Origin of the sequence: Pelagibacterium flavum, assembly GCF_025854335.1 — a bacterium.
Classification (GTDB): domain Bacteria; phylum Pseudomonadota; class Alphaproteobacteria; order Rhizobiales; family Devosiaceae; genus Pelagibacterium; species Pelagibacterium flavum.
The window spans coordinates 3,778,918-3,794,518 of sequence record NZ_CP107716.1 but is presented as its reverse complement, the minus strand read 5'-3'; the positions used below and the strand labels follow the sequence as shown (position 1 = coordinate 3,794,518).

The following is a 15,601-nucleotide window of genomic DNA, read 5'->3' as shown; positions in this document are numbered from 1 at the left end:
AACAAGCCAACAGGAATACCGACAATGACCATCAAGACCACGACCCATCTCAATTTTCGCGGTCAGGCCCGTGCTGCGCTGGAATTCTATCAGTCCGTCTTCGGCGGTTTCCCCGTCATCGTGACCTATAAGGATGCCAATGCCGTGCAGAACCCCGCTGAGGCAGATCAGATCATGTGGGGTCAGGTCGTGTCCGAGGCCGGCTTTGCCGTCATGGCCTATGACGTTCCCTCTAGCCTTTCCTATGCGCCAGGCGAAATCCCCGTCTTCGTATCGGTCCGGGGCGACAGCAACGAGGAGTTGACCGGCTATTGGGACAAGCTCAAGGACGGTGCAACCGTGATTCAGGATCTGGCGCCCGCCGGCTGGTCGCCGCTGTATGGCATGCTGAAGGACAAGTTCGGTGTGACCTGGGTACTCGACATCGCCGTGGCCTACCAAGCTTCCTAATTCCCCATTGCAAGAGCGGGGACGACGATGTGCCCGCGTCATTTTCCGGAGATCCAGAATGTTTAATGTTATCGGCCAGATCAACTGGCTGGGCGTTGCCGCCTCGACGGTTGGCATGGCGGTGCTCGGCGCTCTCTGGTTCACTGCCTTCTTCGGCAAGGCCTATACCTACGCACTGGGCCGCGAAGGCCAGCCCCCCTTCAAGATGACGCCGATCTTCATAGCCGGCCCATTTGTCTGTGGCCTCGTAGCGTCGATCGCCAATGCAGTTCTGATGCGCGCCCTGGGTATCGACAATCTGGGCGATGGCCTGGCCTATGGTCTGATCGTGGGCATTGGCTTCCTTGTTACCACCACGGTCAATACCGGAATCAATCCCAACATGCCGCGCCCGCTTCTGTATGGGGCCGTCTCGGGTTCATACTTCCTGGTCGCCGGAGTGGTCAGCAGCCTGCTGCTTGTCCTGATCCGTTGAAAGATGCGTCCGCTCCTGGAGAAATGGGCTCAATACTTCAATGACGTCTTTTGGGGTCGATGGCAGACCGGCAATTTCGGGATGGCTTGCGGACGGGAAGCTTTCGTCCCGAGGCAAGCTGAAGCGGTCATTGGATACGTAACTCGTTTGTTGGAGCATCATGCGGTCAACCGCCAGCACCCTCAAGGTAAGACAAGCACATGGCAACCAGCTGGCTTCGGATATCGGCCTGCAGCTCTGCGGGCATGCTGCGCTCAAAGACATTGCGCACCGTGCCGAAAATCACTGAGAGGAGCGTGTGTTGATTTCTGCTGAGAAGTGACCCGGTATTTTCACCGAGAATTGACCCGCCTCATGGATATGATTTGGGATTGGTCAGGTGGTCAAGCCGGGTGTTTTCTCCTTTTTGGTTTTGACGGTTTGGGCCGAGCTGTTTTTGAACCGGAAGCTGTCGTTTCCGGTCTCGAGGATATGGCAGTGATGGGTCAGCCGGTCGAGCAGCGCGGTCGTCATCTTGGCGTCGCCGAATACGCTGGCCCATTCGGCAAAGCTGAGATTGGTGGTGATGATGACGCTGGTGCGCTCATAGAGCTTGCTCAGCAGATGGAAGAGCAATGCTCCTCCTGAAGCGCTGAAGGGCAAATATCCGAGCTCATCAAGGATCACCAGATCGGAATGGATGAGCCGGTTGGCGATCTGCCCGGCCTTGCCCTGGGCCTTTTCCTGCTCCAGCGCATTGACCAGTTCGACGGTCGAAAAGAAGCGAACCCGCTTGCGGTGATGCTCGATGGCCTGAATGCCCAGTGCCGTGGCGATGTGGGTCTTGCCGGTTCCCGGCCCGCCCACCAACACCACGTTGTCGGCCTTGTCGATAAAGGCGCCGGCATGAAGCTGGCGCACCAGGGCCTCATTGATCTCGCTACTGGCAAAATCAAAGCCAGCCAAGTCCTTGTAGGTTGGAAAGCGCGCCACCTTGAGCTGATAGGCAATGGATCGCGTCTCTCTTTCAGCCATCTCGGCCTTGAGCAATTGTGAGAGGATCGGAACGGCCGATTCAAAGGCCGGAGATCCCTGTTCGGTGAGTTCGCTGATTGCCTGGGCCATGCCTGCCATCTTGAGGCTCTTGAGCATGATGATCAGGGCCGCGCTTGCCGGATCATGACGCATGGCGCACCTCCTTGTCCGCGCGCAGGGTATCGTAGCGCTCGACATTGGCCTGCGGTTCCTTGCCCAGCACAAGGGCCTGCGGTGCCCTGACTGGCGGCACCGTTCCCGGCTTGCCATCGATCAGCCTGTGCAACAGGTTGAGGATATGGGTCTTGGTGGGCACCCCGGCCTCCAGCGCCATCTCGACCGCGGCCAGCACCGCCTGTTCGTCGTGATGGAGAACCAGAGCCAGGATCTCGACCATCTCACGATCGCCACCGGGTTTGCCCAGAAGGTGGCGCTGAAGTTGCCGGAATCCATCGGGCATGTCGGCAAAGGGTGCACCATTGCGCAGGGCACCGGGCTTGCGCTGGATCACCGCCAGATAATGGCGCCAGTCATAAACGGTGTGACCCTGCCCATGATGCCGCTCGATAATCCTCTTGTGCTCGCAGATCGCCTGGCCTTCAGCGACAACGACAATGCGGTCCGGATAGACCCTGACGCTGACCGGTCTGTTGGCGAACGAGGCCGGAACGCTATAGCGAACGCGCTCGAGGTGAACCAGGCAGGTGGGCGAGACCCGTTTGGTATGTTCGATGAACCCGTCAAAGGCCCGCGGCACGGTCATCAGATACGGCGTCTCGATGCACCAGGAATTGGCAACCGAACCCGGTTCCGCGCCATGAGCAATCTCTTCCCATAGAGCCACACAGCGCTGCTCGAGCCAGACGTTCAACTCATCGAGCGAGTTTGCACGTGGCAAGGGCTGGAAAAGCCGGTGCCGCATATCGAGCACGTTCTTTTCCACCATACCCTTTTCCCAACCGGCAGCGGGATTGCAGAACTCGGGCTCGAACAGGAAGTGGCTGGCCATGGCCGAGAACCGGGCATTGACCTGACGTGCCTTGCCACGGCCAACCTTGTCCACGGCCGTCCTCATGTTGTCATAAATGCCCCGGCGCGGGACGCCGCCCAGAACTCGGAAGGCATGGTTGTGGGCATCAAACAGCATCTCGTGGGTCTGGAGCAGATAGGCCCGCACAATAAAGGCCCGGCTGTAGCAGAGCTTGGTATGGGCGACCTGGAGCTTGATCCGCTCGCCCCCGATCAGTGCCCAATCCTCGCTCCAGTCAAACTGGAAAGCTTCGCCAGGCTCAAAAACAAGAGGAACGAAAACGCCCCTGCCGCTCACATTCTGCTCGCGCTGGCGTTCCTCTTTCCATCGACGGGCAAAGGCCGCCACACGACCATAAGAGCCTTCGAAACCGAGGCTCACCAGATCAGCATGGATCTGCTTGATGGTGCGCCGCTGCTTGCGCGGCTTGCGGCTCTCGGCCTTCAGCCAGCCTGACAGCTTCTCGGCAAAAGCATCGATCTTGCTTGGCCGATCTGGAACCTGGAACTTCGGCTCAACCGTATCGGTCCGAAGGTATTTGCGAATGGTATTCCGGGACAGGCCCGTGCGCCGCGCAATCTCCCGGATCGATAAACCGTCCCGGAAATGCCAGCGCCGGATAACGCTCAAAAACGCCATGTCCAACACTCCTAAATCTCCCGCCCAAAACGAGCAGGATAGCGTTCAAACATGGGTCACTTCTCAGTGGAAAAATCTCCCTGAACCGGGTCACTTCTCAGCGGAAATCAACAGATTTCCCTTATACAGTTTACGCGCTCAAGCACCTTGCCACCCACGAGGCATTTCCGGGCCATCTGGGGCTCCGCGAGCGTTACGTCGCGGACGGCACCATGCCGCTCGACGGCGCGCAGGTGGTTACCAGTTCGGCGTCCAGCGCGCTGTTTGAGGGTATCGCCGACAACGGCATGGCCTTTCTCGACTGGCTCGATACACCCGGCGATCAGGTCGCCGTCGCATTGCAGCGCCTGCGCAGCGCATTGCGCTGCAACGCGGCCTGGATGATGCATGAGGAGAAAAAGACCATCGAGGAGATCGTGCCCATTATCGCCGCTCAGGGCTACCAGACCACCGAGACGGTCAGGGGACGGCTGGCTTTCCTCCATCACGATCTCAGGGCGCCGTTCGTTTATGCCTATTGGTGCGGCGACGCCGCCGTGGACGCGGTCTGGAAGCAGGTGCCGCCCGCAGAGCGCAAGAGATTCTGGCACTATCTCTACGGCACGATGCACACCCCCACCACGCTGGCCAGGTACTGGCGGTAACCTCCAGAGGCGAAAAACGGGCTTGACCAAAATATAGTCGACGTTATTGTCGACAATATTGCGGTGAGGTAACGCCTTTCCGATCCTGCTCGTTTGAACCCTGAAGGGCTGCGCGACTCACCGGCGCGCGGCGTATGGTAGTGATGTCGACATCGTCCCGCCCGCAAGCCAAAAGCTTCGTTCCGCCGGAAAACACCCTTCATGAATTCCAGGCCGATACGGTCGAGGGGTTTGACGATGCCCATGCACTGTTCAAGGATCTGCGGGGCCGCTGCCCCGTGGCCCACAGCGCCGATTTCGAAGGCTTCTGGGTCGTGACCCGCTATGCCGACGTCGTCCGCGTCCTTGCCGATTCTCAGACCTTTTCGACGGCAAAGCAGAATGTCGTCCCTCGGGTCGCCACCTCCGGGCGGCGGCCGCCCCTGCATCTCGACCCGCCCGAGCACACCCCATATCGCAGAGCCATTTCACCGCTGTTCAGCTCCGACCGGATGGCGGCCTGGGAGCCGGTGGTTCGCACCATCGTCTCCGATCTGCTCGCGCCGCTGGTCGAGCGTGGCGAGGCCGATATCTGCGTGGACTTTTCCTACCGGCTACCGATTTTCGTCCTGGCCGAATTCTTTCATATTCCGCCCCGGCAGGCTGAAAAAATCCGCAATATCGGGGCCGATTTCAATCGGGCGCTGCAGGTGAGAGATACCGCCAAGCTCGAGGAAACGAGCCTGTTTCTCTATGACGTGGCCCGCGACATCATCGCCGAGCGCAAGGCCGCGCCCCTCGATCCTGCGTCCGACCCCACAAGCGCGCTGCTGGCGGCACGGGACGAGGATGGAAAGGCGCTGCCCGAGGACATGATCCTGGGCACGATACGGCAATTGCTCGTGGTGGGCATTATCGCGCCAACGACATTCACCGGCTCGATGGCGGTCCATCTGGCCCGGAACCCCGATCACTTCGCGCTGCTCAAGAACGATCCGTCGCTTGTGCCTGCGGCTCTCGAGGAGTTGCTGCGGCTCTATACGCCCTATCGCGGCTTTGCCCGCACCGCAAAGGCCGACGTGGAAATCGGCGGCCGCACGATTGCAAAGGACGAGCCGATCGCGCTTGCCTTTACCTCTGCCAACCGCGACCCGGAGGCTTTCGAGGATCCCGACAGTTTCCGGCTCGACCGGACGAACGCCAAACAGCATGTCGCGTTCGGGCTCGGTCCGCACCAATGCGCCGGCGCACCCCTGGCGCGCCTGATGCTCAGGGTCACGCTCGAAGAACTGGTCAGGCGCACATCGGGGTGGGAACTGGCTGGCCCGACCCCCATGACGACATGGCCCGAATACGGTCCGCTGTCGGTGCCGGTGCGCTTTCGGCGCGAGCCGGCCGGTGAACGGGGCTAGCTGAAATGGTGGGCGGCAAGGCGCATGACATGAGCGTTGCCGGCACGGACATGCGCGCGCATGGCGGCCTCGGCCGCATCGGGATTTCCGGCAAGAATGGAGGCGGTGACCACCTGGTGGTCCCGGTTGGAATTGGCCATGGAATCGGAGGAAAAATTCCGCGGCAACTGCAGCCGGTAAAGAGGCAGGCGGACGCGATGGAGAAACTCCTCGATGTGTCGATTGCCGGCAATGGTGCAGATCGTGGCGTGATAGGCGAAATTTTCCCTGTTGTAGGTGTCCACGTCATGAGCGGCGACAGCGGCATCAAGGCGCGCCTGATGGGCTTGGAGGGCCGCCCGCTGGTCGGGCGAGAGTTCGGTTTCGGCAGCAAGGCGCGCCGAAAGACCCTCAAGGACCTCCCGCACCCTGCCCATTTCAAGGATTTCGGCGCGGGTGAAACGGCGGACATAGACGCCGCGATTGGCGACGAATTCGAGATAGCCCTGGCCGACCAGGGTCTTGAAGACCTCGCGGATGCGGCCGCGCCCGGCTGCATATTCCTCGGCCAGATCGACTTCGATGAGTCTCTGGCCGGGCGCATAGGCGCCGCTGTGAATGCGCGCCTTGATCTGTTCTGCGATGGCGCTGGTCGGTAACGGGCCGCTGGCCGTGGGCTCATCCATCAAGGCGGGTCCGGTGGTGGTTGACATTGGAGGCGAACTTACAGCCGCCGCTCGCGGCAAGTCAAATGCCGCGACACAATATAGTCGACAATTTTGTTGACTTCTTTGTTCTGAACTATAACATTACCAAAATCGGGCCATAGCTGAGGGAGGAAAGATATGGAACGAATGCTCGGAAATTTCAGAAAGACCACACTGGCCGCGCTGCTGTGCGCAACGACACTGATCGTTGCTCCGGCCACACCGGCCTGGGCGCAGGCCGACGAACTGGTCGTCGCGCTTTCGACCTTTTCGGAAGAAACCATGACGCCCTGGGGCGGCAGCGGCCAGCGCAAGACCTATCTCGATCTTGCCTATGAATACCTGACCTATATCGACCCCGAGACCGGTGAAGCAGTTCCTGGCCTTGCCCAATCCTGGGACATGAGCCCCGATGGCAGGACATGGACCTTCCATCTGCGCGAGGGGATCGAATTCGCGGGTGGCTACGGCGAACTGACGTCCGAGGACGTCGCCTATTCGATCGCCCGCCTGATCGGGGAAGATTCGCGCGCCGGCCCCGCTTCGGCCATGCGCCGCGCCATCGCATCCGTGCAGACGCCGGACGAGCGCACCGTCGTTGTCAATCTCAACGTCCCCGATTTCGAGCTTGCCAAGGGCTATTTCGGCTCCGGCCAGCAACTGGGCATCGTCTCGAAGGCCTATTTCGATGAGTTGGGGGCCGATGAAGCCCAGGCCCGTCCCATCGGAACCGGGCCCTATGTCCTCGAAAACGTCACGTCCGGCTCGGAAATCCTCATGACACTGCGCGAGGATGTGGGCGACCACTGGCGTGTGAACCCCGAATTCGAAACGGTCTCCTTCCGCGTGGTCCCCGAAGAATCGACCCGTGTTGCAATGTTGCAGACCGGGGAGGCCGATATTGCCCCGATCGGATTTGATTCCATTCCCACAGTGGAAAATGCAGGGTTGCGGATTGTCTCGGCACAGGCGACGTGGTCGCCGGTGGTGCGCTTCGGCGGTCTGATTCAGACCGACCCCGCGCGGTACAACCCCGATACGCCCTGGGCCAGCCGCGAAGTGCGTCAGGCCCTCAACTACGCGGTGGACAAGCAGACCATCATCGATGAGCTGTTCCAGGGTGAAGCCACGATTGCGGCGAGCGATACGCCGGTGCCGGCGTGGTCGGAGGTCGAGCCCTATCCCTATGATCCCGATATGGCGCGCCAATTGCTGGCCGAAGCGGGCTATCCGGACGGGTTTGACATCACCCTCAAGACCTTTACCACCGCACCCGGCGCCGAACTGCCGCTTATGGCCGAGGCCGTGGCGCTCTACTGGCAGGACATCGGAGTCAACACCACCATCGAGCCGGTCGACTGGCCCTCGATCCGCACCGCATGGACCCAGGGGCAGGCCAGTGATTACGTCTGGACCCATCGCGGCTTTCCGTTCGCCAGCGCAGCCAACGGGCTCGAGGCAGGCTTCATGCAGGACAGCCTGTTCGCCAGCTTCACCTCGCCCGAACTCGAGGCGATGATCCAGCAGTTCTCGAGCGAAGAGGACGCGCAAACCCGCTCGGCTCTCTTTACCGAGATCGGGCAGTATCTGCGCGACGAAGCGGCCGGTGTGTTCATCGCCCTTGCCAACGAGCCCTACGGGGTCAGCGACAAGGTGGGTGAATGGGACATCTCGGGTGCCTATGGCTGGAATTTCGACCGCGCCACCAGGGCTCAATAATCTCCTGCTTTGCCCCGGCCCGGCCCTTTGCAGGTCGGGCCGGGGCTGTGTTTTTGGGCGGAACATCACGGAACAGGCATGCTCAAGCTCATCGCAACCCGCATCACCGAAGCCCTGATCGCACTGCTCCTTATGAGTCTCGTGATCTTCCTGCTCAGCAGGCTCACCGGCGACCCGGTCGCGTTGATGCTCGGTGATGGTGCCACCGAGGCCGACCGGCAGGCATTGATCGCAGAGCTTGGTCTGGATCGCTCGCTTCCGGTTCAGTATCTCACTTTCATCGGCAACGCCCTGACCGGGGATTTCGGCCGCTCGCTGACCGCCAGCGCCGAGCCGTCCATAGATCTCGTGCTCTCGCGCCTTCCCGCTTCGCTCAGCCTTGCCGGTGTCGCTTTGGTGTTTACGCTGGTCATCGGCATCGTTTTCGGGGTTTTCGCGGCGGTGATGCACAATACGCCAGTCGATATCGCGGCCCGTCTCGTGGCGCTTGTCGGACAGTCGGTTCCCAGCTTCTGGCTCGGCATTGTCCTGATGTATGTCTTTGCCGTGCAATTGCGGTGGCTGCCCACCTCCGGTTACGGCCAGTGGGAGCACTATATCCTACCCGCGGCGACCCTGGGCCTGTTTACCCTTGCCGCCATCACCCGGCTGGTGCGGGCCAGCATGCTCGAGGCGCTGGGCAGCGAATACATAAAGCTCGCGCGCGTCAAAGGGCTTTCGGAAGCCGTGGTTGTCTGGAAACACGCCCTGGCCAACAGCCTTATTCCCGTCATCACCTTCATGGGGACGTTCTTTGCCGTGATGATCACCGGCGCGGTGGTGGTGGAAACCGTTTTCGCTTGGCCGGGCATTGGCAGGCTGGCCTACGAGTCGATCCTGGCCCGCGATTTCCCCGTCGTTCAGACGGTCGTGCTCGTCATCACCGCCCTGTTCATTCTCGCCAACCTTCTGGTCGACATCCTTTACGTGATCGTTGACCCGCGCATGCGGAGCCGGGGCTGATGACCGACCCTATCCAGACCAATGCGATGGGTACTCCCTCTCGCCTTCAGGGCAAGTTTGCGGCAATCGCCGGGCTATGGGGCCAGTTCGGCTGGACGGTGCGACTGGCCATGGTGCTCTTGGCGATCTTCGTGCTCGTGGCGCTTCTGGGACCGCTCATTTCGCCCCATGATCCGCTTGCCGGCTCCCTTAGGGCACGGCTCGATCCGCCCGCCTGGCAGGAGGGCGGCTCCTGGACGCATCCGCTCGGTACCGACAGGCTGGGACGCGACATCCTCTCGCGCCTGATCGCCGGTGCGCGAATTTCGCTCACCGTCTGTGCGCTGGTCATAGCGATCGCGGGGGCGATGGGAACTGCGGTGGGCACGCTGGCCGGCTATTTCGGCGGCTGGACGGACAGGATCTTCATGCGGCTCGTTGACCTGGCGCTCTCGTTTCCGGTGATTCTTCTGGCGCTGTTGCTTGGCGCCATCTCCGGCCCCAGCTTTACCAACATCATCATCGTGATCTCGCTGGTGCTCTGGAGCCAGTATGCACGCATGGCGCGTGGGGAGACCCTCAAGATCCGCAACGAGGATTATGTCGATCTGGCGCGCACATCGGGCCTGTCCGATTTCAGGATCATCGGGCGCCATATCCTGCCCAATATCGCGCCATCGCTCATCGTCATCGCCACGCTCCAGGTCGGCGTCGTGATCGTGCTCGAAGCCTCGCTGAGCTTTCTCGGTGTCGGCGTTCCACCCCCGGCGCCCTCATGGGGCTCGATGGTTGCCGATGGCCGCTCCTATATCACCTCGGCCTGGTGGCTGTGCATGATCCCCGGGCTCGCGATCCTTTTGACCGTCATGTCGGTCAACATCGTTGGCGACGCGCTTGCCGACAAGATCAACCCCGCACTCAGAGGACGCAATATCTGATGGTTCATGAGACTTCCCGCGGCGAAGGGGCGCCGCTGCTCGAAATGCGCGACGTCAGCGTGCAACTGGGTCGACAGCCGGACGCGCCCGCGCTGATCGAAAACGTGAACCTGGCCATCCAGGCCGGCGAGACGGTCGGTCTGGTGGGCGAAAGCGGTTCGGGCAAGACAACGCTCGGCATGGCCCTGCTGCGCCTGCTGCCGCCGCTGCTCGACAAGGGGTTGTCGGGCGAAATCCTTTATCAGGACCGTGACATCGCGCGGCTGGGCAAGAACGAGCTGGCCGCCATCCGCGGCGGCGAGATCTCCATGATCCTGCAGGACCCGATGGCCTCGCTCAATCCTGTCTTTTCCGTGGGAAACCAGCTCAGGGAGGCGCTCCGCCTTCACGCGACAGCCAGTGGCAGTCTTGAGGAACGGGCCGTCGCCGCGCTCGAAAGCGTAAAGATACCCTCTGCGCAGGCGCGGCTGGCCAACTACCCCCACCAGATGAGCGGCGGCATGCGCCAGCGCGTCGTCGGAGCGATATCGCTCACCCGCGCACCCAAGCTGCTGATCGCGGACGAGCCCACCACGTCGCTGGACGTCACGATCCAGTACCAGTTTCTCGACCTTCTCAAGGACCTCCAGCGGCGGCTGGGCATGGCCATGCTGTTTATCACCCACGATTTCGGGGTGGTGGCCAGAATGTGCGACCGTGTGGCGGTCATGTATGCCGGGGAGATCGTCGAACAGGGCCCGGTGCGCGATATTTTCGCCCGGCCCGCCCATTGGTACGCCCGTGCCCTGCTCGATAGCGTGCCGACACTCGATACGGCCCTCGATCGGCTGCCCACCATTCCGGGCAGCCCGCCCACCGTGGGCGCCCGCCCGGCCGGATGTCGCTTTCATCCCCGCTGCGCCAACGCACAGCCGCAGTGCCGCACGGCGCCGCCAACCGTGACGCTGGGCGCCGGGCACACGGCGCGCTGCTGGTTTCCCCTCGGCGCACAGGCAGGTGCGGCATGACCCAACCGATCCTCTCCGCCCGGGGCCTTGGCCGGGTCTTCAAGGTTCGGCATCGCGGCCGCATGCAGGACCTCCACGCGGTCACCGAACTCGATCTTTCGCTGGAGCCCGGACGCACGCTGGGCATTGTCGGGGAATCGGGCTGCGGCAAGACAACGCTCAACCGCATGCTGTTGCTGCTCGATACGCCCAGTTCCGGCGAGGTGCGGTTCAGGGGCAAGACATTTTCCGAAATGTCGGCCACCGAGCGCCGGGATTTCAGACGGGCGGTCCAGCCGGTGTTCCAGAACCCCTTTTCGTCGCTCGATCCCCGCATGCGGGTGGGAAAGATCATAGCCGAGCCGCTCTCGACCATACCCGATCTGTCCAAAGCCGATATTGCGCGCCGGGTGGCCGAAGTGCTCGAGGCGGTGGGGCTCAGGGCAGAGGACGCCCGGCGATTCCCGAACGAATTTTCCGGCGGTCAGCGTCAGCGCATCGCCATTGCGCGGGCCATCGCCTCGAAACCGCAAATTCTCATGCTCGATGAGCCCGTATCGTCCCAGGACATCTCCATCCGGGCGCAGATCCTCAATATTCTCAAGGATCTCCAGGACGAATACGGGCTGGGATGCGTGTTCATCTCCCACGATCTGGCAACTGTCCGGTTCATGGCCCACGATGTCGTGGTCATGTATCTGGGGCGCGTCATAGAGCGCGGTAGCGCCGAGGCGATCTGCACCCGGCCCGGCCACCCCTATACCAAGGCCATGCTGGCTGCTGCGCTACCGCCCGATCCCGATGCACCCGAGCCCGAATTGCCGCCGCAGGGAGAATTGCCCAGCCCTCTCGATCCCCCTTCGGGGTGCCCCTACCACACGCGGTGTCCGCTCAGCATGGATGTCTGCGCGGTCGAGCGGCCCCCCATGCTGCCGGCTCCCCATGGTGGGCTCGCCGCCTGCCACCTACTGGCGCCGGAGCGTTCGCAATGAGCCTCGATTTTGTCGCCGTGGGCGATGTCGGCCCCGACAGGGATGATCCCGAAACCATTTTCGATGCGGTCAGGGATCGCATCCGCGCCGCCGATCTGGGTTTTTGCCAGCTCGAAGTGAACCTGACGAAACGGGGAGCGCGTCTCCCCCAGGCCCGGCACACCATACGCGGAAAGCCCGAGATCGGCGCCGCCCTGGTGCAGGCGGGTTTCGAGATCATATCCTTTGCCGGCAATCACTGCCTTGACTGGGGCGAGGAAGGGCTGCTCGACACGATTGCAACGCTCGAAAGCGCAGGGGCCGTCCAGGTCGGCACCGGTCCGACGCTCGATGCAGCGCGGCGTCCGGCCATCATTGAGCGCGGCGGGATCAGCGTGGGCGTGCTGGCGGTCAATTCCATCCTGCCGATGAATTACTGGGCCGATGAACGCCGGGCCGGATGCGCGCCGCTGCGGGCTCACACGGTCTATGAGCAGATCGAGCACGATCAACCCGGAACGCCGGCAAGGATCGTGACCTATGCCCAGCGCGGCGATCTTGCTGCGCTCGTCGAGGGCGTGAAAAGCCTGCGCCGGCAGGTGGACGTCGTGATCGTATCCCATCATGCCGGCATTCATTTCGTGCCGGCGGTCATCCCCGACTACCAGCGGGAGGTGGCGCATGCGGTTATCGATGCCGGAGCCGATCTGGTGCTCGGTCACCATGCCCATATTCTCAAGGGAATAGAAATCTACAAGGGCAAGACCATCGCCTACAGCCTTGCCAATTTCGCCATCGATCTGCTGATGGACGAGGCCCACGCCAAATCAAGGGGATTCAAGGAAATCCAGAAGCTCAATCCCGATTGGGTGCCCGATTTCTCCTCCCGCTACAATTTCCCGCCGGATTCGGCAATGAGCGTGATGGTTGAAGCCCGGTTGAGCAAAGAGGGCATCAGAGACGTTCACCTGGTTCCGATCATGATCGGCAAGGATGCCATGCCGCGCATCGTCGACCCCGGCGACCCCGATTTCGAGCGGATACGGCGCTATCTCGCCGACATTTCCGACCATGAGCGCCTTGGGTCGGCCATCGAGAGGGATGGCGATCGGCTGATTGTCCGGCATCGCCAATGATTTCGAGCCGGGCGGTCATCGAGAGATACTGGTCGGTTCTCGACCGGCCCCTCGATAAAAATGCTCTGGCCGCCGCACAGATCGCGCTGGCCGATGGCCTCGCGGTCATGGTGGCGGCTGTCGATCTTGAGCCGGCAGCCCAGCCCTTTGCCGATCACGCAACGGCGCTGGGCGGGACAGGGCGCGCATCGATCATCGGCACCGGCGCAAAAAGTTCGGCGCCCCTGGCCGCGCTCGCCAATGGAGCGCTGGCCCATGCGCTCGATTTCGAGGATACGTTCGAAGCGGGCATGATCCATCCCAACGCCTCGCTTGTTCCCGCCGTGCTGGCTCTGGCCGAGAGCGAGCGGGCCGAGGGGGGCACGGTTCTCAGGGCATTGGCTTTGGGGTGTGACTTTGCCTGCCGGCTGTCCCTCGCGCTCGACGGGGATCCGGCCCAAAAGGGCTGGTACCATCCTCCCATCCTTTCGGGACTGGGCGCGACCCTTGGCGCCGCCGTGATCGCGCAACTGACCGAGCAACAAATGCTCGACGCACTGGGCCTGTTTGCGGCCCAGTTCATGCTTTCGGACGAACTCAAGCGCTCGCCGCAATCGCATTTGCGCGCCGTGCGCGAGGGGCTGGCGGCGCGCGCCGCGGTCGAAGCGGTTCTGCTGGCCCGCCATGGGGTTCGGGCGCTCGACCATCCACTCGAAGGACAAAGCGGGGTCTTTCACCTTCTCACCGGCGCGCCTCCGCGCTCCGGCCCGATGCTGGACGGGCTGGGCGAGCAGCTTTACGGCCCGGCGGTCGCGCTTAAGCGCTGGCCATGCTGCCGCGGCACCCACAGTGCGATTATGGCGGCCCGTGCCCTGCGCGACAAAGGCGTTGCGCCCGAAGCCATCGCCCGCGTCGAGGTGGTGGTAACGCCGCCCAATGACATGCTGTTCGGACCCGGACCGCAGGCCAGTGTCCCGCGCACGCCGATCGGCGCCAAATTCTCAATTCCCTTCGTTTTCGCCCAGACCATCAAGCACGGCACTATTGCGCTCAATTCCTTCTCGCACAGCCATTTGGCAGACCCCCAAATCATTGCCCTGGCCGGTCGCGTCAGAATGGCATCGCTCGAACGCGATGCCGGATTCGACGCCATATACGAGGTGAGCCTCGCCAGCGGGGCGGTGCATCGGGAAACAATTGCCCAGGTTCCCATCTGGAGCACCGCCGATGTGACGCTGGACGACCTCTGGCCCAAGGTCGCCGATTGCTTTCGGGCCCGTGGCCGCTCGATGTCGCTTGAAGCCTATTTTGCCGCCATTGCAAGACTGGAGCAGGATGGCGTCGAACCGCTCATGGCGCTGCTATAGCGCCGGCTCGGACAATCCCAGCTCGGCCAGCACTTCGGCGGTATGCTGTCCCAGTTGCGGCGGGGGCGCACTGACCCCCGGCCCGTCATGGGCGAATTTGAAGCCGGCATTGAGGATCGATGTCTGCCCGACCGCCTCATTGGGAACGTCGATAGCGAGCCGCAGGCCCCGGCCCTCCAGTTGCGGCAGGTCCAGAACGTCGCGCAAGGGACGCACCGCGCCCGCCGGAACGCCGGCATCTGCCAGCCGCCGCTCCCAGTCCAGTGCCGAGCGGGTCTTGAAACTCCGGGCAAGCTCCCCCTGCAATTCCTTGTCATGGGCCATGCGCTGGTCGGGGTCGGAAAACCGGGGATCGGTGAGGAGATCGGGGCGCTCGAGTGCCTTGCACAGACGTTCATACTGGTTCTGCTGGACGGCGCCGATGGTGATCGGTTCGTCGAGCGTGGCAAAAGTGTCCGCGGTGGGGGCAAGCGAAAAGCCGCGATTGCCCGTCCGGCGTGGCTCGATATTGGAGATCACCAGCGGATTGATGACCGAGGCCATCATGACGAGCGAGGCATCGAGCATGGACATGTCGATATGCTGGCCGCGCCGCTGCGGATCGCGCTCGCGCTGGATATAGGCCGATTGGATGGCGAAGGCGGCAAGGAGCGCGCTGTAGGTGTCGACGATGGGAAATCCGACCCGCATCGGGCCGTTGCCCGGTTCGCCCGAAAGCCCCATAAGGCCCGAAACCGACTGGATGATCTGGTCGATGGCCGGATAGTCGCGCATCGGGCCGGTCTGCCCGTATCCCGAAATCGAGCAGAAAATCAGCCCGCCATTGTCCTTTTTGACCTCGTCATAGCCCAGGCCCAGCCGGTCGATCACCCCGGGCCGGAAATTTTCGACCAGGATGTCGCTTGTGGCCACCAGCTTGCGGGCGGCATCGCGGCCGAACCGGGATTTAAGATCGAGCACCACCGATTTCTTGCCCGCATTGGCACCGATGAACGGCTCGGACATGCCGCGCAGCTCGCGTCGTTGCGTATAGTTGCGCAACACATCGCCGCTGGGCGGCTCGACCTTGATGACCTCGGCGCCGAGCAGCCGCAGGAAATGCGTTGCAAGCGGGCCGGCAATGACATGGCTGAAATCGGCAATACGGACGCCGGCCAGGGGTTGGGCCAAGGTTCTGCTCCTCCATTTAGTTCAC

At 62.4% G+C, this 15,601-nt stretch carries 15 protein-coding genes; 11 read left to right on the top strand and 4 right to left on the bottom strand.

What is annotated here, in order from left to right; all coding sequences use genetic code 11:
* The first annotated feature begins 24 nt into the window (after positions 1–24).
* Both OF122_RS18930 and OF122_RS18925 read left to right on the top strand, forming a co-directional pair.
* Complete coding sequence (locus OF122_RS18930; protein WP_264225722.1) at positions 25–450, top strand: VOC family protein; 426 nt, start codon at positions 25–27, stop codon at positions 448–450.
* 58 nt (positions 451–508) lie between these two features.
* On the top strand, positions 509–925 hold the full coding sequence (locus tag OF122_RS18925) for a DUF1761 domain-containing protein (protein ID WP_264225721.1): 417 nt from the start codon (positions 509–511) through the stop codon (positions 923–925).
* 375 nt (positions 926–1,300) lie between these two features.
* Here the strand turns inward: OF122_RS18925 and istB are convergent, their stop codons facing one another.
* Positions 1,301–2,092 (bottom strand): IS21-like element helper ATPase IstB, encoded by a 792-nt coding sequence (gene istB, locus OF122_RS18920; protein WP_264224549.1) that lies wholly within the window; start codon positions 2,090–2,092, stop codon positions 1,301–1,303.
* Positions 2,082–3,608, bottom strand: coding sequence for an IS21 family transposase (gene istA, locus OF122_RS18915; RefSeq protein WP_264224548.1), 1,527 nt, complete (start codon positions 3,606–3,608; stop codon positions 2,082–2,084). Before istA ends, istB begins: the two co-directional genes overlap by 11 nt.
* 212 nt (positions 3,609–3,820) lie before the next feature.
* Between istA and OF122_RS18910 the strand changes: the two genes are divergently transcribed.
* Both OF122_RS18910 and OF122_RS18905 read left to right on the top strand, forming a co-directional pair.
* Positions 3,821–4,252, top strand: coding sequence for a hypothetical protein (locus tag OF122_RS18910; RefSeq protein WP_264225720.1), 432 nt, complete (start codon positions 3,821–3,823; stop codon positions 4,250–4,252).
* Between the two features lie 143 nt (positions 4,253–4,395).
* On the top strand, positions 4,396–5,643 hold the full coding sequence (locus OF122_RS18905) for a cytochrome P450 (RefSeq protein WP_264225719.1): 1,248 nt from the start codon (positions 4,396–4,398) through the stop codon (positions 5,641–5,643).
* Here OF122_RS18905 and OF122_RS18900 read toward each other — a convergent pair.
* A complete protein-coding gene (locus OF122_RS18900) occupies positions 5,640–6,308 on the bottom strand; it encodes a GntR family transcriptional regulator (RefSeq protein WP_264225718.1) in 669 nt (222 codons plus the stop codon). The two genes, OF122_RS18905 and OF122_RS18900, sit on opposite strands and share 4 nt — an antisense overlap.
* Before the next feature lie 159 nt (positions 6,309–6,467).
* Here OF122_RS18900 and OF122_RS18895 point away from each other — a divergent pair, with 159 nt between their 5' ends.
* The 7 genes from OF122_RS18895 (at position 6,468) to OF122_RS18865 (ending at position 14,406) form a co-directional block, all read left to right on the top strand.
* The gene (locus tag OF122_RS18895) at positions 6,468–8,048 is read left to right on the top strand and encodes an ABC transporter substrate-binding protein (RefSeq protein ID WP_264225717.1); all 1,581 of its coding nucleotides are present in this window, start codon (positions 6,468–6,470) and stop codon (positions 8,046–8,048) included.
* Between the two features lie 78 nt (positions 8,049–8,126).
* The gene (locus tag OF122_RS18890; RefSeq protein WP_264225716.1) at positions 8,127–9,050 is read left to right on the top strand and encodes an ABC transporter permease; all 924 of its coding nucleotides are present in this window, start codon (positions 8,127–8,129) and stop codon (positions 9,048–9,050) included.
* Positions 9,050–9,967 (top strand): ABC transporter permease, encoded by a 918-nt coding sequence (locus tag OF122_RS18885; RefSeq protein WP_264225715.1) that lies wholly within the window; start codon positions 9,050–9,052, stop codon positions 9,965–9,967. Before OF122_RS18890 ends, OF122_RS18885 begins: the two co-directional genes overlap by 1 nt.
* Positions 9,967–10,974, top strand: a complete 1,008-nt coding sequence (locus OF122_RS18880; protein WP_264225714.1) for an ABC transporter ATP-binding protein — start codon at positions 9,967–9,969, stop codon at positions 10,972–10,974. The genes OF122_RS18885 and OF122_RS18880 overlap by 1 nt, the downstream gene beginning before the upstream one ends.
* On the top strand, positions 10,971–11,945 hold the full coding sequence (locus tag OF122_RS18875; RefSeq protein WP_264225713.1) for an ABC transporter ATP-binding protein: 975 nt from the start codon (positions 10,971–10,973) through the stop codon (positions 11,943–11,945). The genes OF122_RS18880 and OF122_RS18875 overlap by 4 nt, the downstream gene beginning before the upstream one ends.
* Entirely contained in the window at positions 11,942–13,060 is a 1,119-nt protein-coding gene (locus OF122_RS18870) for a CapA family protein (protein ID WP_264225712.1), read from the top strand. The genes OF122_RS18875 and OF122_RS18870 overlap by 4 nt, the downstream gene beginning before the upstream one ends.
* Positions 13,057–14,406, top strand: coding sequence for an MmgE/PrpD family protein (locus tag OF122_RS18865; RefSeq protein ID WP_264225711.1), 1,350 nt, complete (start codon positions 13,057–13,059; stop codon positions 14,404–14,406). Before OF122_RS18870 ends, OF122_RS18865 begins: the two co-directional genes overlap by 4 nt.
* Here OF122_RS18865 and OF122_RS18860 read toward each other — a convergent pair.
* The gene (locus OF122_RS18860) at positions 14,401–15,576 is read right to left on the bottom strand and encodes a CaiB/BaiF CoA transferase family protein (protein ID WP_264225710.1); all 1,176 of its coding nucleotides are present in this window, start codon (positions 15,574–15,576) and stop codon (positions 14,401–14,403) included. The genes OF122_RS18865 and OF122_RS18860 overlap by 6 nt on opposite strands.
* Positions 15,577–15,601: the final 25 nt, after the last annotated feature.